This window comes from Kordia algicida OT-1 (genome assembly GCF_000154725.1).
Classification (GTDB): Bacteria; Bacteroidota; Bacteroidia; order Flavobacteriales; family Flavobacteriaceae; genus Kordia; species Kordia algicida.
Genome location: NZ_DS544873.1, coordinates 2,941,873 through 2,961,213 on the forward strand (window position 1 = coordinate 2,941,873; position 19,341 = coordinate 2,961,213).

Annotated in this window: 14 protein-coding genes and 2 tRNA genes; 5 read left to right on the forward strand and 11 right to left on the reverse strand. The window is 35.7% G+C overall.

All coding sequences use genetic code 11. The features are described 5' to 3' along the window. Window positions 1-104: 104 nt before the first annotated feature. The 6 genes from trxA to dnaE form a co-directional block, all read right to left on the reverse strand. Window positions 105-425, reverse strand: coding sequence for a thioredoxin (gene trxA / locus KAOT1_RS12530; RefSeq protein ID WP_007095194.1), 321 nt, complete (start codon window positions 423-425; stop codon window positions 105-107). A gap of 155 nt (window positions 426-580) precedes the next feature. After that, the gene (locus KAOT1_RS12535) at window positions 581-1,609 is read right to left on the reverse strand and encodes a transglutaminase domain-containing protein (RefSeq protein ID WP_007095195.1); all 1,029 of its coding nucleotides are present in this window, start codon (window positions 1,607-1,609) and stop codon (window positions 581-583) included. Window positions 1,610-1,622: 13 nt separating this feature from the next. Next, complete coding sequence (locus tag KAOT1_RS12540) at window positions 1,623-2,021, reverse strand: carboxypeptidase-like regulatory domain-containing protein (RefSeq protein ID WP_007095196.1); 399 nt, start codon at window positions 2,019-2,021, stop codon at window positions 1,623-1,625. Window positions 2,022-2,222: 201 nt separating this feature from the next. Beyond that, window positions 2,223-2,885 carry an HAD family hydrolase gene (locus KAOT1_RS12545; RefSeq protein WP_007095197.1) on the reverse strand — a complete coding sequence of 221 codons (663 nt, stop codon included), beginning with the start codon at window positions 2,883-2,885 and terminating at the stop codon, window positions 2,223-2,225. Then, a complete protein-coding gene (locus KAOT1_RS12550; protein WP_007095198.1) occupies window positions 2,882-3,295 on the reverse strand; it encodes a hypothetical protein in 414 nt (137 codons plus the stop codon). Before KAOT1_RS12550 ends, KAOT1_RS12545 begins: the two co-directional genes overlap by 4 nt. Window positions 3,296-3,346: 51 nt before the next feature. Continuing rightward, a complete protein-coding gene (gene dnaE / locus KAOT1_RS12555; protein ID WP_007095199.1) occupies window positions 3,347-7,729 on the reverse strand; it encodes a DNA polymerase III subunit alpha in 4,383 nt (1,460 codons plus the stop codon). Between the two features lie 323 nt (window positions 7,730-8,052). On the opposite strand from dnaE, the gene KAOT1_RS12560 reads away from it, so the two are divergent. From KAOT1_RS12560 to KAOT1_RS12575, 4 genes are all read left to right on the forward strand, one after another. Continuing rightward, window positions 8,053-8,556 carry a 30S ribosomal protein S16 gene (locus KAOT1_RS12560; RefSeq protein ID WP_007095200.1) on the forward strand — a complete coding sequence of 168 codons (504 nt, stop codon included), beginning with the start codon at window positions 8,053-8,055 and terminating at the stop codon, window positions 8,554-8,556. Window positions 8,557-8,625: 69 nt separating this feature from the next. Next, window positions 8,626-9,153, forward strand: a complete 528-nt coding sequence (gene rimM, locus KAOT1_RS12565; protein ID WP_040559531.1) for a ribosome maturation factor RimM — start codon at window positions 8,626-8,628, stop codon at window positions 9,151-9,153. 3 nt (window positions 9,154-9,156) lie between these two features. Then, the gene (locus KAOT1_RS12570) at window positions 9,157-9,870 is read left to right on the forward strand and encodes a tRNA1(Val) (adenine(37)-N6)-methyltransferase (protein ID WP_007095202.1); all 714 of its coding nucleotides are present in this window, start codon (window positions 9,157-9,159) and stop codon (window positions 9,868-9,870) included. A 104-nt stretch (window positions 9,871-9,974) separates the two neighbouring features. Further along, a complete protein-coding gene (locus tag KAOT1_RS12575; RefSeq protein WP_007095203.1) occupies window positions 9,975-11,153 on the forward strand; it encodes an acyl-CoA dehydrogenase family protein in 1,179 nt (392 codons plus the stop codon). 16 nt (window positions 11,154-11,169) lie between these two features. On the opposite strand, the gene KAOT1_RS22950 is transcribed toward KAOT1_RS12575, so the two are convergent. The 5 genes from KAOT1_RS22950 to mutS all read right to left on the reverse strand — a co-directional run bounded on the left by KAOT1_RS22950 (window position 11,170) and on the right by mutS (window position 18,438). Then, window positions 11,170-11,334 carry a hypothetical protein gene (locus tag KAOT1_RS22950; RefSeq protein ID WP_007095204.1) on the reverse strand — a complete coding sequence of 55 codons (165 nt, stop codon included), beginning with the start codon at window positions 11,332-11,334 and terminating at the stop codon, window positions 11,170-11,172. A 666-nt stretch (window positions 11,335-12,000) separates the two neighbouring features. Further along, window positions 12,001-15,204, reverse strand: a complete 3,204-nt coding sequence (locus KAOT1_RS12580) for a M12 family metallo-peptidase (protein WP_083777306.1) — start codon at window positions 15,202-15,204, stop codon at window positions 12,001-12,003. Window positions 15,205-15,569: 365 nt separating this feature from the next. Beyond that, a tRNA-Leu gene (locus KAOT1_RS12585) sits at window positions 15,570-15,653 on the reverse strand. 16 nt (window positions 15,654-15,669) lie between these two features. Beyond that, a tRNA-Gly gene (locus KAOT1_RS12590) sits at window positions 15,670-15,742 on the reverse strand. Window positions 15,743-15,864: 122 nt separating this feature from the next. Continuing rightward, window positions 15,865-18,438, reverse strand: a complete 2,574-nt coding sequence (gene mutS / locus KAOT1_RS12595) for a DNA mismatch repair protein MutS (RefSeq protein WP_394330262.1) — start codon at window positions 18,436-18,438, stop codon at window positions 15,865-15,867. Window positions 18,439-18,720: 282 nt separating this feature from the next. On the opposite strand from mutS, the gene KAOT1_RS12600 reads away from it, so the two are divergent. After that, complete coding sequence (locus KAOT1_RS12600; RefSeq protein ID WP_007095207.1) at window positions 18,721-19,251, forward strand: RNA methyltransferase; 531 nt, start codon at window positions 18,721-18,723, stop codon at window positions 19,249-19,251. The last annotated feature ends 90 nt before the right edge of the window (window positions 19,252-19,341 follow it).

Here is a 19,341-nt window from a genome sequence, read left to right on the forward strand (position 1 = left end):
ATGCAATTGGGAAGCACTACGCGTTAGTGCTTTTTGAATTTTACACAAAATAAAAAAGGTTTGGCAATACGCCAAACCTTTTCTGTTGTATATCTAACTATTTTTTAAGCTAATAACTTATCTAGTACATCTGTATAAGCATTTTTTGGAGCAACACCTACTTGACGTCCTACTAATTCTCCGTTTTGAAAAACTAATACTGTTGGAATGTTACGCACGCCAAATTGAGCTGCGTATTGTTGGTTAGCATCAACATCTAACTTTCCTACAACAGCTTTTCCTTCGTATTCTCCTGCAATTTGTTCAACTACAGGACCTAACATTTTACATGGTCCGCACCAAGCTGCCCAAAAGTCAACTAATACTGGTTTGTCGCTATTCATTACTACTTCCTCGAAGTTAGCATCTGTGATTTCTAAAGCCATAATATGTATATTTTAAATTTATTTTATTGTTAATATGCAATATTAGTCAAATATTCTGCCAAAACTTACATCGCAAGTATTAGTTTTGATTATACTTCAATTGATTTTTCTTATTACAAATTTTGATAAGAAGTTCAGCATCAAAAATATACTTATTATTTGGAAGTCGCTTTTTTAACTTCAAAGGAGTAAGAAGAAATTAAATCTTTTTTGATGTATAGATGCACATCGTAGTAACCTGTTGCCGTGAATTTGTGTCCGATTGTTAACGATAAATTTTCTATAGAAACCATTTCTGGCTTTACTTTGTATTCATGAAATGTATTTTCTACGACAAGTGTAACATCTTCTTTTTGTATGTTTTTTTGTAGTTGTAATTTGAAAATAACTGCTTCATTTTTACGTACTGTATTTTCTAGTTTTTGCGGCGCATTGTGACTGTTGAAATGTGCGTACGCCTGACCGTAAATGATTGGAGCTTCCAAAAATGCTTCAAAAGTAGGTTTGGCATCTTCTAGAAGAAACCATTTTTCATCCGCAGGAAAGTGATTTACAGAAAAGATATGTGGATCAGACAAGAAGAAACCATCATTAAACTGAAATTCAAATTGCGCCGAAGACGGATTTGGAATTCCGCTTGCCCAAGTTGGGTCGCATAAATACCATTTTCCATTGAGTTTTACTGCATTCCATGAATGATTTGGCACATCTAAGTTTTTGATATTCATCGTACTCGTTCTGGCGAAACCGTGTACAATTTCACAATCAATTCCAGCCAAATTTGCCAATTCTTTTATTAAATATGCATACCCTGTACAGATTGTTTTTCGGTCATCTAAAAGTTTTTCAAAGACAATTTTATTGAATCGATAGTTCCAATCTTTCAATCGTAAACTGTCATTTTTATATCGAAGACGCTTTCGTTTGTTTTTTGAATACAAATAGTAATCGTTTGCCACATTGCTACAAACCCATTTAAAAATAGCTCTGAAACGTGCTGCATCTGTGGTTAAATTTGAAGTAAGTTTAGAAGATAAATCGGGCAAATTGTGCAATGTTTCATCTTTGTATTCCAATGCAATTGCGTCTGCTTTTTCAAAATCAATACTTTTGAAATCAGCTAATTGCGCATTCGATTGGAATACAAAAATGAATAAAAAAGTGTATCTTATAAAAACCTTCATGCACGTTTGATGCTTAGTTTTTACGTTTCGATTTGTAACGTTTGTCCGTATTTAAATCGCCCATAAATTCAATAACCTCATCAGACATTACCGTTTTGATAAAGCTTGTTTCAGGTTTAATTTTGAATTCTACAGAGCGATATCCTAAGTAACTAAATAACAAAACATCGCCAGGTTTTAATGCCACAGGAAACGTGTATTCGCCTTTTTTGTTAGAAACTGTTCCTTCGTTTGCTCCTTTTAGAATGATATTTACACCTTCTAATGGACCATGAACATTGCTCACAATTCCTTTGATTGTTTTTCCTTGTTGCGCCGTAGATTGTCCGTACATCGGGCTAAACGCAAATGCTACCATCATCAAAATCGTAACATACCATAATTTTCGTGTAAAAGTGATTTGTGTCTTCATAATTCTAAATATTTTATGTTTTTCAAATATATTGTTCCGTACTTACTTCTAAAACTAGCATTGAGTAAACTCACCATTTGAATGAGTAAAAGCTTAATTTGCTGTAATTTACTGTTTTATTGTGCGATTTACAATGAAGTGATTTAAACTTTTTTGATTTGCTAAAAAATTCTGTTTTCACTTAAACCCGAAAAGTTTAAATCACTTCAATAATTTCATATCAAACTCCTCAAAATTAACATAATGATGTTTCGCTCCTTGAGCAGCAAGTTTTTCACGATTTTGTGCTCCGATTCCGATGAATTCTATACCGAGATTTTGCGCCGTTTTTACGTCCCAAATTCCATCTCCAAGAGAGATAATTCTTTTAAAATGTGTTACGTTGAAGTAGTTTTTTGCTTTTGCTATGGCGGAATTGACAATTGCTTCTCTAGTAAAATAATCATTCGAAGCTTCTAGCAACGCTTGATCGTACACAATTCCTGCACGTTCTAGTTTTAGTTTGGCAGGCAATACCATAGAACCCGTAGCAAAGCAAACTGCGTAGTTTGTTTCCTTGATAATTTTCTGCAAGAATGCATTTGCTCCAGCTATTTCTGTAACGTTACAATTTTGGATTTCTTTTAGAAACTCAGCTTCAAATCGTGTTAAGAGTTCTTTTGAAAACGCACAATTTACATCACGTTCATAGTTTTCTTTTGCGATAAAACTGTCGGTTAAATGTGTGTAACTTTCCCAATTGGTATTCACGAATTCTACACCAATTTTCTGCAACGCGTTTACAAAACCTTTTTGATGAATATTTTCACTATCGAGTAATGTTCCGTCAATATCAAAAACCAGAAGATTTTCTTTTTTCATCATGAAGTTCTTGTTAATCGTTTTCCAACAGTAAATTCAAATGCAGAAAGCAGTAAGAGTATTAAAATTTCAACGAAAATATATGTCCAACCCAAAGTTGTAAGCGTGTCTTTATGGTAAAAAGCGAATCCCATGGAAACCATACAATATTGTAGATTTAGCAGAGCAATCATTTTTAAGAATATTCCTGTCTTTTTGTGTTTTTTTAGATAGCAATACATATCAAAAAAGACAAATACTATTGGAAAGGCTGCAAGTAAATATAACGTATTTGCTGGCATTCCAAAATAATCTTTAAACTGAACTAGCACAAATCCTACTAGAAAAGCGGACAACAATGCACCAAGACCATCTATAAGAAAAAGTTTCTTAGGATTGTTTTCAGCTTTTTTTATGATGTGTTGAAATAACATTTTTTACAGTTCGATGAATTCTGAAAAACCAATTCAAAATTTAATACAAATTTAGTTAATCTTATACTTCACATCTTCCATTTCCAATGCATCCAACAATTCCTGCGTAATGTCTACTTTTTTCTTCTTACTTGGCGCTTGTAATTTTATTTTTTCTTTTGCTTCATATAAGGTAAAATGCAGAGATTTATCTCCTTTATGTGTTTCTAGAATTTCGTAGATAAAATCAAGTTTTTGTTCTTCCAATTTATTGACATCTAATTGAATTGTAAGCTTTCGTGCCGCAGTTGCCATGACGTCTTGTAATAATTGCATCGAATTGAACTGAATTCTTGGATCGCCACGTTTTCCTGTGTCTTTGTTTACCCAACCTTCTTTGATGAATGCTTTTATAAACACGAATGAATTCGGCACAAAAAAGTGTCTGAATTTTAGATATTCTTCTCCGAAAATTCGAAATTCATACGATTCTGAGTAATCTTCTACCGTAAATAATGCCCAACCTTTTCCGTTTTTTGAAACTCTGTGTTGTACTTCTGTGACAACACCCGCAAAAGGAATTTCACGATTGACATATTCTTCCATCCTAGAGAAATAAGACAAATCGCCTTTGCAGAAAAATTTCATTTCCGCTTTAAAATCATCCAACGGATGTCCAGAAATATAGATTCCGACAACTTCTTTTTCGCGCGCCAATTTTTCCATGGTTCCCCATTCTTCACATGGCGGCACTTTTGGTTCTTCAATTTGCACTTCGCTAGCTTCGCCAAATAGGCTTACTTGCGCTGAGTTTTTATTTTCTTGAAATTTTGCTCCGTATTTTACTGCTTTTTCTAAAAATGTGATTCCATCATTTTCGGTGTGAAAGTATTGTGCTCTGTGCGTATCTCCAAACGAGTCAAATCCGCCAGCCAATGCTAAGTTTTCAAAGGCTTTTTTATTCGCCGCACGCAAATCAATTCGTTTCGCCAGATCAAATACAGATTTGTATTTTCCTTCCGAACGTTCTTTTACAATCGTTTTTACAGCGCCATGTCCCACACCTTTTATTGCGCCCATTCCAAAACGTACAGCACCTTCATCATTTACTGTAAATTTATAGAACGATTCGTTGACATCTGGACCTAACACGTCTAGTTTCATACGTTTACATTCTTCCATAAAGAAGGTAATCGTTTTGATATCGTTCATATTGTTAGAAAGTACTGCCGCCATGTATTCCGCAGGATAATGTGCTTTTAAGTATGCCGTTTGATAGGCAATCCACGCATAACAAGTTGAGTGAGATTTGTTGAAGGCATAAGCTGCAAATGCTTCCCAGTCTTTCCAGATTTTTTCGAGTTTATCTTCGGCATGTCCTTTGGCAGAAGCTTGCGAAATGAATTTTGGCTTCATTTTGTCAAGAACCGCTTTTTGCTTTTTACCCATCGCTTTACGCAAGACATCGGCTTCACCTTTGGTAAAATCTGCCAATTTCTGCGACAGCAACATCACTTGCTCTTGATAAACGGTAATTCCGTAAGTTTCTTCTAAGTATTCTTGACAAGCATCTAAATCGTACTCAATATCTTCTTCTCCGTGTTTTCTTCTAATGAAACTCGGAATGTATTCCATTGGTCCAGGACGATACAAAGCGTTCATTGCAATGAGATCGGCAAACGTAGTTGGCTTGAGCGATTTCATGTGCTTTTGCATTCCGGGCGATTCGTACTGAAACACACCTACCGTTTCTCCTCGTTGGAATAATGCATAGGTTTCTTCATCGTCAAGCGGAATGTTTTCAATATCAATATCGACATCGTGCTTGTATTTGACAAGTTTGACCGTATCTTTAATCAGCGTTAACGTTTTGAGCCCTAAGAAGTCCATTTTTAGCAGCCCTGCACTTTCTACTACCGAGTTATCAAACTGCGTACAATACATGTCTGAATCTTTCGCTAAAGCGACAGGAACAAACTTGGTAATATCGTCTGGTGTAATGATAACTCCACACGCATGAATTCCCGTGTTACGAACAGAACCTTCTAAGACACGCGCCATGTTTACGGTTTCCGCAGCCAATCCGTCTTCTTCAGAAATATTGATTAATTCGTTGATTAATAACACTTCTTCTGAACGGAATTTTTGTTTGAGTTCTGCTTCAGATTTTCCAAAAATCTTTGCCAATTTCGTATTCGGAATTAGTTTGGCAATTCGGTCTGCTTCACTTAGTGGCAAATCTAACACACGCGCTGTATCACGAATAGATGATTTTGCAGCCATGGTTCCGTACGTGATAATTTGTGCGACTTGATTTGCACCATATTTATCAATTACATAATCCATCACACGACCACGACCTTCATCATCAAAGTCAATATCAATATCGGGCATGGATACACGATCAGGATTTAAGAAACGCTCAAAAAGTAAGTCGTATTTTATGGGATCTATATTGGTAATCCACAAACAATACGCAACTACGGAACCTGCTGCCGATCCACGACCTGGACCAACTGAAACATCCATATTTCGTGCTTCGCGAATAAAATCTTCTACAATTAAGAAATATCCTGGATAACCTGTGTTTTCAATGGTTCCTAATTCAAAATCGAGTCGTTCTTCAATTTCTGGTGTAATTTCACCATATCTTTTTTTCGCACCTTCGTACGTTAAATGTCGTAAGTATTTGTTTTCTCCACGTTTTCCTCCATCAATTTTATCTTCTTCAAACTGGAATTCTTCTGGAATGTCGAATGCTGGTAAAAGTACATCACGTGCTAGTTCAAATGGTTCTACTTTGTCTACTATTTCTTGTATGGAAAGTATGGCATCTGGTAGATCCTTGAATAAGGTTTTCATTTCGTCTGGCGACTTGAAATAGTATTCCTGATTTGGCAATCCGTAGCGATATCCGCGACCGCGACCGATTGGAGTTGCTTGTTTTTCACCATCTTTTACACAGAGTAAAACGTCGTGTGCCGTTGCATCTTCTTGCGCAATGTAATAGCTATTGTTTGTAGCAACGAGTTTTACTTCGTGTTTTTTAGCAAGCCTTACCAAAACTTCATTGACACGGTTTTCATCTTCCTGATTGTGACGCATGATTTCTACATACAAATCGTCTTGAAAGGTTTCTTTCCACCAAAGCAATGCTTCTTCCGCTTGACTTTCTCCTATATTGAGCACTTTATTTGGTACTTCTCCGTACAAGTTTCCTGTCAACACTATGACATCTTCTTTGTACTGCTCAATGACATTTTTATCGATTCGCGGTACGTAGTAAAATCCTTTTGTATATGCAATAGAGGACATTTTTGCCAAGTTGTGATAGCCATTTTTGTTTTTGGCTAAAAGGACTATTTGATAACCGTTGTCTTTTCTGGTTTTGTCTTCGTGATTTTCGCAAACGAAAAATTCGCAACCTATTATTGGTTTTAGAATTTGAGCATCTATCGCTTCTCCTGTTGCTTCGGCTTCTGCGATTTTTGCTTTGATGCTTTTGTTGTAGTTACTAACTTCTTTTACAAAGTGAAACGCTCCCATCATATTTGCATGATCGGTCAAAGCGACTCCTTGCATGTTGTATTTTCCAGCAGCTTTTACTAAATCGCTAATACTTGAAGTAGATTGTAATACTGAGAATTGCGAATGATTGTGTAAGTGTGAAAACGGCGCATTTTTTAAAGCTTCAAGATTTTCGGCGATTTCCTGTTTGGAAATTCCGCTTCCGCCTTGTTCTTTTTCGAGTCGCTTACGTATTTTTTCAGAAGCTGCTTTGAGATTGATGTGTTTCAATCCGATCATTTCGATCGGTTGCGGATTGTTTTCCGAGAAACGTTCAAAGTAATCTGGCGCAACATCAAGTTGCTCAATGGTGTATTCTTTTCTTCGGATGAGTTCGAGAAAACAACGTGTCGTTGCTTCTACATCGGCGGTTGCGTTGTGTGCTTCACCAAAACCAACTCCAAAAAGATATTGATGTAATTCTGTTAATGTTGGTAGTTTGAATTTTCCTCCACGTCCACCTGGAATTTGACAGAGTTGTGCAGTATCTTCCGTACAGGTATCTAAAACTGGTAATTCTTGCAATTTGTTGGCAACATTTTCTCTGTAAAATTCTGCTCCCATAATGTTGACATCAAATCCAACATTTTGTCCTACAATAAATTTTGTTTTGGAAAGTGCTATGTTAAATTTCTCCAATACTTCTTGCAACGAAATTCCTTGTTCGGCTGCCAATTCGGTAGAGATTCCGTGAATTTTTTCAGCATCGTATGGAATATTGAAACCATCTGGTTGTACTAAATAATCTTGATGTTCGATCAAATTTCCTAGTTCGTCATGCAATTGCCAAGCGATTTGTATGCATCTTGGCCAGTTATCAGTGTCAGAAATAGGTGCGTCCCATCGTTTTGGTAACCCTGTGGTTTCGGTATCAAATATTAAGTACATATATAGCTTTTGTGTAGGGAAATTTGAAAGTATAAAATTACATATTTTTTTCCTGTTTTTGACATGAAGTTATGAACACCGTATTACGTGGTTGCGTACATTCGACCACGCTCCAAATGAACTAAAATTATCAACTATTGATGACACTTTAAAACATTCTCCATAAAGTTATTAACCATTTTTATTGATTAAAAAGCTATTACAACACTTTTTCATATAGAAATACAAAAAAAAGTTATTTTAAGTAGTTGTGTTTCAGAAATAATAGTATTTTTGCAAGCTCATTAATAACCGAGGTCGTGAACCTCACAAATTAATTTTTTATGCCTGTTAAAATTAGATTACAGAGACATGGTAAAAAAGGGAAACCTTTTTACTGGATTGTTGCCGCTGATGGGCGCGCAAAAAGAGATGGTAGATATTTAGAGAAATTAGGTATTTACAATCCAAACACAAATCCTGCAACTATTGAATTAAACCTTGATGGTGCTGTTCAATGGTTACAAAACGGTGCTCAACCAACTGATACTGCAAGAGCAATCCTTTCTTACAAAGGAGCTATGTACAAGAATCATTTACTTGGTGGAGTTCGTAAAGGTGCTTTGACTGAAGAACAAGCTGATGAAAAGTTTAACGCTTGGATCGCTGAGAAAGAAGGAAAGGTACAAGGTAAAGTAGATAGTTTAGCAAAAGCTGAGGCTGAAGCAAAAGCAAAAGCTTTTGAAGCAGAGAAAGCTGTAAACGAAGCTCGTATTGCCGCAAATGCTCCTGTTGTAGAAGATGCAGCTGAAGATGCTGGAGAAACTGCTTCTGGTGAAGAAGAATAAATTATAGACAACATATAATTTTTAGCCTAGTAAATCTTAAATTTGCTAGGCTTTTTTTATGATATTGATATGCGAATTGAAGATTGTTTTTATTTAGGAAAGATTGTTAAGAAATATAGTTTTAAAGGTGAATTGCTGGCAAAACTTGATACAGATCAACCTGATTTGTATGACGATCTAGATGCCGTTTTTGTACAGGTAGGACGCAATTTTTTGCCGTTTTTTATTGAAAAGTCGTCGCTGCACAAGTCAGATTTGTTGCGATTGAAGTTTGAAGATATTGACACGGAAGAAGATGCCGATCAGTTGTTGAAATGTGAATTGTATTTACCATTGGAGTTTTTGCCGAAACTTGAAGGAAATAAATTTTACTACCATGAAATTATTGGTTTTACTATAGAAGATGCTTCTTTTGGAACTGTCGGAAAGATTGTTAGTGTGAACGATACTACTGCACAACCTTTGTTTGAAGTAGAACGCGGATCGATTGAAATTTTGATTCCCATGAATGATGATATTATTAAAAAAGTAGATCGTGAGCGCAAAACAATTCATATTGAAGCGCCCGAAGGTTTAATTGATTTGTATTTGGAATAAACCATGAGCAAACCATTTCGATTTAAAGAATTTACTATTGAGCAAGATAAAACAGCCATGAAAGTTGGAACTGATGGTGTTTTGTTAGGTGCTTGGACTTCGATAGAAAATCATCCGTTTTCAATTTTAGATATTGGTGCTGGTACAGGTTTGATTGCTTTACAATTGGCACAACGTTGTCATGCAGAAGTGATTGATGCTATTGAGATTGATGCTGCTGCGTATGAACAAGCCGTAGATAACTTTGAAAATTCTCCATGGAGTGATCGACTGTTTTGCTACCATGCAGGTTTGGACGAATTTGTAGATGAAATTGAAGATACGTATGATTTGATTGTATCGAATCCGCCATTTTATACCGAAAATTATAAAACAGAAAGCGCACAACGTGACACTGCTCGTTTTACAGATGCATTACCCTTTTCAGCACTTTTGTCTGGCGTTGCAAAATTGTTAGCACCTACAGGAACGTTTCACACCATTATTCCTTTTAAAGAACACGAACATTTTATCAATCTGGCGAAAGCCAACAAGTTATTCCCAAAGAAAATATGTCATGTAAAAGGAAATCCGAAAGCTGATTTTAAACGCAGTTTACTATCTTTTTCATTTGAAAATGTAGAGAATACTGAAGAAGAATTGGTAATTGAAACAGCAAGACACCAATATACAGCAGCTTACATTTCGTTGACAAAAGATTTTTATTTAAAATTATAACAATTTGTCTTTGTTTTGTGACATTTCATTAATTACTTTTGTGAATGCGGTTTGTGAACATTCCGTAAATTTGAGTATTAAAAAATGCTATAAACACACGATTGATGAAACCAGATTTATTCCAAGCTCCTGATTACTACAATTTAGACGAGCTTTTAACAGACGAACATAAATTAGTACGAGATGCAGCCCGCGAATGGGTAAAGAGAGACGTATCTCCAATTATAGAAGATTATGCACAACGTGCAGAATTTCCTAATCAAATTATTAAAGGATTGGCAGATATTGGAGCTTTTGGACCTTATATTCCTGAAGAATATGGTGGTGCTGGATTGGATCAGATTAGCTACGGATTAATCATGCAAGAGATTGAACGTGGAGATTCTGGAGTTCGTTCTACAGCTTCTGTACAATCGTCTTTGGTTATGTATCCAATTTGGAAATACGGAAACGAAGCACAACGTAAGAAATATTTACCAAAATTAGCTTCTGGTGAATGGATGGGATCTTTTGGTTTGACAGAACCAGATCACGGAAGTAATCCTGGAGGAATGACGACAAATTATAAAGATATGGGCGATCATTATCTTTTAAATGGTGCAAAAATGTGGATTTCTAATTCGCCATTCTGTCAAATTGCAGTCGTTTGGGCAAAGAATGAAGAAGGACGTATTCACGGATTAATCGTGGAGCGCGGTATGGAAGGCTTTTCCACTCCAGAAACGCACAACAAATGGTCATTGAGAGCTTCTGCCACTGGCGAATTGATTTTTGACAACGTAAAGGTTCCTAAGGAAAATTTATTACCAAATAAATCTGGACTTGGAGCGCCACTTGGCTGCTTAGATTCTGCTCGTTTTGGAATTGCTTGGGGAGCAATTGGAGCTGCAATGGATTGTTATGATACCGCTTTGCGCTACAGTAAAGAACGCATTCAGTTTGGAAAACCTATCGGACAGTTTCAGTTGCAACAAAAGAAATTAGCCGAAATGATTACCGAAATTACAAAAGCACAATTATTGGCTTGGCGTTTGGGAGTTTTGCGTGAAAATGGAAAAGCGACTTCTGCACAAATTTCTATGGCAAAACGTAATAATGTAGAAATGGCATTAAAAATTGCTCGTGAAGCTAGACAGATGTTAGGTGGAATGGGAATTAGCGGAGAATATTCTATTATGCGTCATATGATGAACTTAGAAAGTGTTGTTACGTATGAAGGAACGCATGATATACATTTATTAATCACAGGACTTGACGTTACTGGATTAAACGCTTTCAAATAAAAAAACAAAGGCTTTTTTACGAAGCTTTTTTCAATAAATCAAAACATGGGCAACGTTTACAACGCTTGCCCTTTCCTTTTTTGTATTTTTTACAACACTTACTTTTTACATTTCCTGCAACCTTAATTTTCTTCTTTTTAGATTTTGCAGGAGCTTCTTCTATGGCAATTAAAAAAGACATAATACTTTATTCATAAATTAGGTTACAAATATACCTATTTTAATTTATTCTAAATAAAGAAGTATGATGATATTTATAAATTCAGGCAAGGTTTTTTTGGAGTTTTTTGTGCCGAAAACAAAGTTTGGGAAATCCCTTTTTAGGTTAATGGAAGTTATTTTTAACTACTAAATGAGACCCCCTAATTTCTCAATTTAATACATAACTAACTTTTATATTTCTCTAAGTTTCCTCAGCAACACTAAAAAAAAAAGGGAGTAATCACAAGAATGATCTCCCTTTTATCTAATAGAATAATACTATTATAATGAGATTCCCCTAAACCTCAATATGTTTTTTGCTAAGTTAAACTTTATCTGTTTAGTTAAATAAGATAAAACATTACTTGTGTTACGGTTTTACCGTAATTATAGTAGGTTTTGATTTCTAAATAAAGTTAAACACTTTAAAATCAATTGTTTAAAATTAAAAAGACTTCTTGATTTAAAAAAAGAAACTATAATTTCTCCTATTTTTTTACAAGTTACGATGAAATGCTCAAACTACGCAAGAGTACTATTTAAATACATTTTATAACTTATATGGTTATTTTAATAATCAAAAAAAACAAACCTCTCCACGCAAGGTTAAAGAGGTTTATTTTTCTATTGAGATTGAGTGTTATTATTATTTCACCATCAATTTTTTCACTTCTGATTTGTGTCCTGTTTTTGAGATGAATTGCACAAAATAGATTCCTTTAGGATACCTACTGATATCAACTGTTGTAGATTGGTTAGCATCGTTCATGCGATTTATAACTACACCATTGAATGATCGTATGATGTATTCACCTTTGGTTTCTTGATCTGTACTTACTCTAAATTCCACTTTTGAAGTAGCAGGATTTGGCGTAATGGACAAATTTAATAGCTCCTTAGGTTCTTGTAAATCTCCTCCTCTTGGCGGATCGTCAAAACAATACGAGCATTGTTTGTCGCTCCAAACAGTTTCACTTAAACCATCACATTTTGCACCTATTCTAAAGGATAAGCAATTATTTTCAAGGTCTCTTGGGAAAATACGAACTTCAGTTCGGTCACCTATATTCCATGTATCAGTACTTACGGTTCCTCCAAAGCAGAAACAATCAGGATCGTTCCAAATAACTTCCACCACATACTGATCTGCACCCGCTACAGGGTCAAATGTTGCCATATACGTGTCGCAATTGTAGTCTAGATTTGTAGGCGCACCTTCAATTCGGCAACATGTTCTACAGCTTGGTTCTCCCCAAATAGTGATCCCATCACAAACAACTCCTAGTTGCATTGTTATACATTCAGCATCTTCTGCATCAGGTATTGTATAACTATTTTGAGTATAATTAAAATATTTAGTAAAAGTTGGCTGTGCTAATTCTGTTTTACAACATTCACCTTGATTAATATATACACGTAAAACATAACCATCTACATTGGGTTGTTGCCCCCAAGAAACGGTGCCTGTATCACAATTAAAAAAGAATTTATTAATTTTTGAATCACAAGGGAAATGCGTGTCAACAATATCACAGTCAATGACTTCTTTTGGCGTTGAAATAATTGGTTTAGCATTTGGTCTTCCTGAGATAAAAATTGTTCTCGCAAAACATACTTCCCCACAAGGCGTACGCAATTTATGAATGAGTTTGTATTCTACATCAAATTGTGCACCTCCATAACTAATGTTTCCTACGGAAGATGTTACAGGAAGATATCCGCCACTACCATCACTTTTTAGTAAATACCATTCGTGAACGACATTATGACTATTGTAGGTTTCAAAGTTAGAGGAAGATATGTTATATGTACTACCTGAACCACCATTTGTAGCAGGGAAGAAACTAGCGTCCCAAATATCATTACAACATTGAACGGTAAATTTCTTTTCTACAGGAGTCCACACTCTACATTTATCAAGATTTGCAAACGCAATGGTAAGTATGTATTCGCCCGGAGTAAAGTATTTAGGATTATCAAGCGAAGCAAATTCTTCAGAGATGTTCACTTCGTTCATATTTCCATAAAACCATCCTATGGAACCAAACCATTGCTTCTCACCATTGACAAGTCGCCATGCATGAATATTATATCTTTCTTCTCCAATGGTGGCATTTCCATCTGCAATGATATCTTCTCCTATACAAAACACCTCTTTTTCGTTGTCATTTTCGTTTTCTAATTTGAAATCGGCAGGTTCTACATAGAAAGGCTCTATAGCGATACGGCGTTCACGCCAGCCATAACAAAAATCACTCCAAATACCATGTTTAATGTAGTATCTTTTAGATTGATCTAACCAGCCCCAATGTGCCGTAAGACCACTTTGTATGCCGCCAATTGGACCATCAACAGTATGTCCATCACCGACTTCCCCTTGTGTATCGGTTTGATAAAGTCCCCACCAATGATTTTGTGGATCTAAGTCTGATGCGGTTACACTGACTTTCCAAGTACCATTGTCACAATAGGTTTCTATTTCGAAATTAGCGTTGTCTGTCGTATCGCAAGGAAAGCAACCACTTAGGCAATTTGCATCATCCACTCTATCTCTTAAAAGATCTCCTGGCTCATTACCAAATCCCAACGCAAGATTAATTCCTGGTCCTCCAGAACCATGGCAATATGACATTATTGTTCCTCCTGCAGCTGGAATAATTGTATTATCATCATCACAATCATCAATATCTGCCCATAAAGCACTTCCGCAATCATCGATTTGTTCATTTCCATTTGGTCCCCATGCACAATCATGTGTGTGACGCGAACCTACAGTATGTCCCATTTCATGAGCAAAAACCATCACAGACCACGAATAATTAGGTACTGTTCCTATAAATGTACGTACATCTGAATACGCATGCGCATCGTCTTTATCGCATAGTTGATCTCTCCTAGCTCTGCCGCCATTTCCTCCAGGATCCATGTCTACTAAATGTGCTATATCGCCAACATAATTGTCATCGAGTTCACTACGGAAGTCGCTTAATATATCTGCTGAGTCGCTATCTGCATACGGATCGTCTGTGTCCCACACTAAAATTTCTGAAATATCTATAGGAATATTTTCATTTTGATATAAAACTGCTACTTGATTGAATAGACTTATGACATATGTTTCACTATCGGCGACGCTTCCACGATTGGTAAATAGTTCGAATCCTGCTTCTATATAGACTTTAATGCAAGTAGACTCAAAAGCTTCAGGGTTTGTATTTCGTTTGTTTTTATCATTTTGAGGAGATGAATCGCCTTCTTCTACTTCACAAATAAAATCTGGAAAAGATGTAATATCTGCATCTTTATATACAACATGTATTGCTTCGTTTTCCATTTTACCAATGGAAAAGTTTCCTAAATGGGGTAGTGAAAACATTCCGTTTATTTCTGATTGTCCAATGGTTAAAGCTGCAATTCCTTTCACTCCATTATAAACAACTTCTCCTCTAAGTAGCTTTAAGCTTTTTTTAATACTATTGTAGCTTTTTCCACTACTTGTTCGAACAGTGTAATCGCTTATGAGGTTTGAACTCTCTATCAGATTTAATTGTGCAAAAGTTCCATCCGATAAAGGAACAGATATTGTAAAAAATCGTCCTTCTGACTTATGAATTTGCTCAAAAGCTATTGTTGATACATTGAGCAATTGAAAAGTTTTTACATCTTTTTGAAGTTTTCTACTTAGCCGCGCATTTGAAGTTTTTTCAAAAAACTGTATTTCTTCAAAATGGACATTGGCTTGTTTTAACTTAGTGATATTCTCAATAATAGCACCTCCATTTTGCTCTTGTGCTTTTAAGGATAAGCATCCCAAAAGACAAAAGCTTAGTATTAAAATTATTCTTTTCATGACTAAACATTTAATTATTCCTACTCTTATTAGTTAGCTTTTCAGATTCCGTTTTTAACGTATCGCTATATAAATAAAGACTAGTAGGTTGTATTTTGTTACCCGAAGAATATTTTTAGCTGACGTAAATCTATTTTATGCGAAGTTTAGTTTTTAGTGATTATTAGTGTGTTGGAAGATAGTTTTTGATATGAATGAATAATTGCAGTAATTATTGGTACATGCTAAGTGATTTGAAGCATCTTACTTTAGTGTTATTTTTAGCAGGGAGAAGTATTAGAAAACGTATAATTCTATAAAAAGACTTCAAAAACGTTAACGCATAAAAAAACCCTTCAAAATCAAAAGATTAAGAAGGGCTTTCGTACTCGAGGCGGGACTTGAACCCGCACGGCCCAAAGGCCATTGGATTTTAAGTCCAACGTGTCTACCAATTCCACCACTCGAGCGTGGATTTTTATATTGAGCGAAAAACGGGGCTCGAACCCGCGACCTCAACCTTGGCAAGGTTGCGCTCTACCAGCTGAGCTATTTTCGCAATTTGTTAAAGAGCACGCAATACTACTACTGTATTGCGGATGCAAATTTAAAACATTTCTTTAAATACCAAAACGTTTTGATGAAAAAGAATGAATTATTTTTTAATCGGCTCGTAATCAACTACTTTTTTTTGCGTACCAACATGCGTTTGATCTCGTTGAGCTTCATCAAGGCTTCTACTGGCGTGAGTGTATCGATATCTGTCATGAGAATTTCTTCCTTGATTTCTTCTAATAACGGATCATCCATATTGAAAAAACTCAATTGCATATCGTTTTCTACACTCTTTAAATCGTCCGCCAATTCTTCACTCGAATGCGATTTTTCTAGGCGTTTTAGTATTTTGTTTGCTTTGTGAATGACTTGCTGCGGCATTCCCGCCATTTTTGCCACGTGAATTCCGAAACTGTGTTCGCTTCCACCTTTTACCAATTTACGCAAGAATAATACGTTGTCTTTCAATTCTTTTACCGAAACATTGTAATTCTTTATTCGATCAAAAATCTCCGTCATTTCGTTCAATTCGTGGTAATGTGTCGCAAATAAGGTTTTTGCACGTGATGGATGTTCATGTAAATATTCTGAAATTGCCCACGCAATCGAAATTCCGTCATACGTACTCGTTCCACGACCAATTTCATCTAACAATACCAAACTACGTTCTGAGATATTATTTAAAATTGAAGCCGTTTCGTTCATTTCTACCATGAAAGTCGATTCGCCCATCGAAATATTATCACTCGCTCCTACTCTGGTAAAAATTTTATCAACCAAACCAATTCTAGCGGAATCTGCTGGTACAAAACTTCCCATCTGCGCTAAGAGTACAATTAATGCTGTTTGACGCAAAATCGCCGATTTACCACTCATATTTGGTCCTGTAATCATAATGATTTGTTGCGTATTGCGATCAAGATAGACATCATTTGCAATATAACTTTCGCCTATTGGCAACTGTTTTTCAATTACTGGATGACGCCCATTTTTAATCTCTAAATCAAACGAATCGTCAATTTTCGGATAGCTGTAATTATTAGCTTTTGCCAACGTTGCAAATCCGCACAAACAATCCAATTTTCCAATAATATTCGCATTTTGTTGCACGGCTTTTATGTATTGATTGATCCAAACGACCAAATCTGCAAACAACTCTTGTTCGATTTGCATGATTTTTTCCTCAGCGCCGAGAATTTTCGTTTCGTATTCCTTTAATTCTTCAGTAATATAACGTTCTGCATTGACCAAGGTTTGCTTTCGCGTCCACGTTTCTGGAACTTTCGCTTTGTGTGTATTTCGAACTTCAATATAATAGCCAAAAACATTGTTGGAAGCGATTTTTAACGACGGAATTCCTGTCGCTTCACACTCGCGTTCGAGCATTTTATCTAAATAATCTTTCCCAGAAAAAGCAATGCCGCGTAATTCGTCTAACTTATCCGAATAACCACTTGCAATGGCGTTTCCTTTTAAAATATTAACAGGTGCTTCTTCGTTTAAGGTTTCTTTAATTTTGGAACGAAGCAATTCGCATTCATGGATCGTATCGCCAATAACTTTTAACGCTTCATTCGTACTTTTACTCGTAATTTGTTTGATAGGAACAATCGCTTCTAAAGAGTTTTTTAGTTGAATAACTTCTCTTGGCGAGATTTTACCCGTAGCAACTTTAGAAATCAAGCGTTCAATATCACTGATATGTCGAATATGTTGCTGAATTTTCCCTAATTCTTCTTCTTGATGCAACAGAAAATTTACTACTTCATGTCGTTGTTTTATCTGCTGACTATTTTTTAATGGCAACGCCAACCAACGTTTCAATAAACGTCCACCCATTGGCGAAATGGTTTTGTCAATTACATCTAATAAGGTAATGGCATTGAATGAGGTTGAAGCGTACAATTCTAAGTTTCGCACCGTAAAACGATCCATCCAAACGTAGGCATCTTCCGCAATACGAGCAATGGACGTAATGTGTTGGAGTTTGTTGTGTCGTGTTTCCGATAAGTAATATAAAACCGCACCAGAAGCGATGATTCCTTCTGATAAATCTTCTATTCCAAAACCTTTCAGCGAACTTGTATCAAAGTGCGTGATGAGTTTTTCGTTGGCAAAATCGGCTTTAAAAACCCAATCTTCTAAGTAAAATACATGATGATTGGAACCAAATGTATCTGCGAATTCTAGCTTTTTTTGCTTCGGAATGAGAATTTCACTCGGTTTAAAGTTTTGCAACAGTTTGTCAATATATTCTGCTGAACCTTGTGTAGTCATAAATTCTCCCGTAGAAACATCTAAAAAGGAAATTCCTAAGAGTTTTTTCCCATAATGAATGGCACACAAAAAATTGTTGGTTTTGGCTTGTAAAACCTCGTCATTAAACGCAACTCCTGGTGTGACTAATTCGGTAACGCCACGTTTGACAATTTTTTTGGTTTGTTTCGGATCTTCTAATTGATCGCAAATTGCCACACGTTCGCCAGCTTTTACCAACTTTGGCAAATACGTATTTAGTGAATGATGCGGAAAACCTGCGAGTTCAATATTGTCGCCACCATTGTTTCGATGTGTTAATACAATTCCTAAAATATTGGCTGCTTTTACGGCATCTTCTCCAAAGGTTTCATAAAAATCTCCTACTCTAAATAGCAACAAAGCATCCGGATACTTGGTTTTGATACCGTTGTACTGCTTCATTAAAGGAGTTACTTTTTTCGCGCTTTTTTTTGCCAAAGTTTGCTATTTTTGATGGAAGTGATGTAAACTTTTTCTTCTGACTGTAAATGTATCTTGTTTTACTTTGATTTTGACTTTTTTTCGTACCGTAGCAATGACTATGCTACTCAAAAAATGCTTCATCAAACCAAAAAATCTTTAATTTTCGTTTCAAAACAAAAAATTTAAATCACTTCTGTTATTTTTGCAGAAATATTGAATTGCGCAATTTAAATAAATTCAAGGAAAACTCACGAATTACCTATGAGAAAACTTAAAAATAGTGAACTAAACCGATTGAGTGTAGACGAATTTAAATCGTCTGAAAAAACCTCATTAATTGTAATTCTTGATAACATTCGCAGTTTGAATAATATTGGTTCGGTTTTTAGAACGAGTGATGCTTTTTTGATTGAAAAGATTTATTTGTGTGGAATTACTGCAAAACCACCACATAAAGATATTCACCGAACGGCACTTGGCGCTACAGATTCGGTTGTTTGGGAATATTGTGAAGATACACTAGCATTGGTAAAAGAACTGCAAGAAAACGACGTAAAAGTTGCGGCTATTGAGCAAGCTGAAAACGCCATGATGCTCAACGAATTTCAACCTGAGAAACAACATACGTATGCATTGGTTTTTGGAAACGAAGTTAAAGGCGTACAACAAGAAGTTGTTTCTGCAAGCGATTATGTATTGGAAATTCCGCAGTTTGGAACGAAACATTCATTGAATATTTCGGTAAGTGCAGGAGTTGTACTTTGGGATGTATTTAGAAAACTTCGTTTTTAGACTTCTTAGGTTTTTAGATCGCTTCGCAATTAGATCGGCTTCACTTCGACAAGCTCCGTGAAAAGCCTTTTAGATTTTTTACTCTTGTGT

Bases quoted from the DNA above. Each gene is read 5' to 3' on its own strand.
- trxA (WP_007095194.1), bottom strand. From the start codon at position 425: ATGGCTTTAGAAATCACAGATGCTAACTTCGAGGAAGTAGTAATGAAT.
- KAOT1_RS12535 (WP_007095195.1), bottom strand. From the start codon at position 1,609: ATGAAGGTTTTTATAAGATACACTTTTTTATTCATTTTTGTATTCCAA.
- KAOT1_RS12540 (WP_007095196.1), bottom strand. From the start codon at position 2,021: ATGAAGACACAAATCACTTTTACACGAAAATTATGGTATGTTACGATT.
- KAOT1_RS12545 (WP_007095197.1), bottom strand. From the start codon at position 2,885: ATGATGAAAAAAGAAAATCTTCTGGTTTTTGATATTGACGGAACATTA.
- KAOT1_RS12550 (WP_007095198.1), bottom strand. From the start codon at position 3,295: ATGTTATTTCAACACATCATAAAAAAAGCTGAAAACAATCCTAAGAAA.
- dnaE (WP_007095199.1), bottom strand. From the start codon at position 7,729: ATGTACTTAATATTTGATACCGAAACCACAGGGTTACCAAAACGATGG.
- KAOT1_RS12560 (WP_007095200.1), top strand. From the start codon at position 8,053: ATGCCTGTTAAAATTAGATTACAGAGACATGGTAAAAAAGGGAAACCT.
- rimM (WP_040559531.1), top strand. From the start codon at position 8,626: ATGCGAATTGAAGATTGTTTTTATTTAGGAAAGATTGTTAAGAAATAT.
- KAOT1_RS12570 (WP_007095202.1), top strand. From the start codon at position 9,157: ATGAGCAAACCATTTCGATTTAAAGAATTTACTATTGAGCAAGATAAA.
- KAOT1_RS12575 (WP_007095203.1), top strand. From the start codon at position 9,975: ATGAAACCAGATTTATTCCAAGCTCCTGATTACTACAATTTAGACGAG.
- KAOT1_RS22950 (WP_007095204.1), bottom strand. From the start codon at position 11,334: ATGTCTTTTTTAATTGCCATAGAAGAAGCTCCTGCAAAATCTAAAAAG.
- KAOT1_RS12580 (WP_083777306.1), bottom strand. From the start codon at position 15,204: ATGAAAAGAATAATTTTAATACTAAGCTTTTGTCTTTTGGGATGCTTA.
- mutS (WP_394330262.1), bottom strand. From the start codon at position 18,438: ATGAAGCAGTACAACGGTATCAAAACCAAGTATCCGGATGCTTTGTTG.
- KAOT1_RS12600 (WP_007095207.1), top strand. From the start codon at position 18,721: ATGAGAAAACTTAAAAATAGTGAACTAAACCGATTGAGTGTAGACGAA.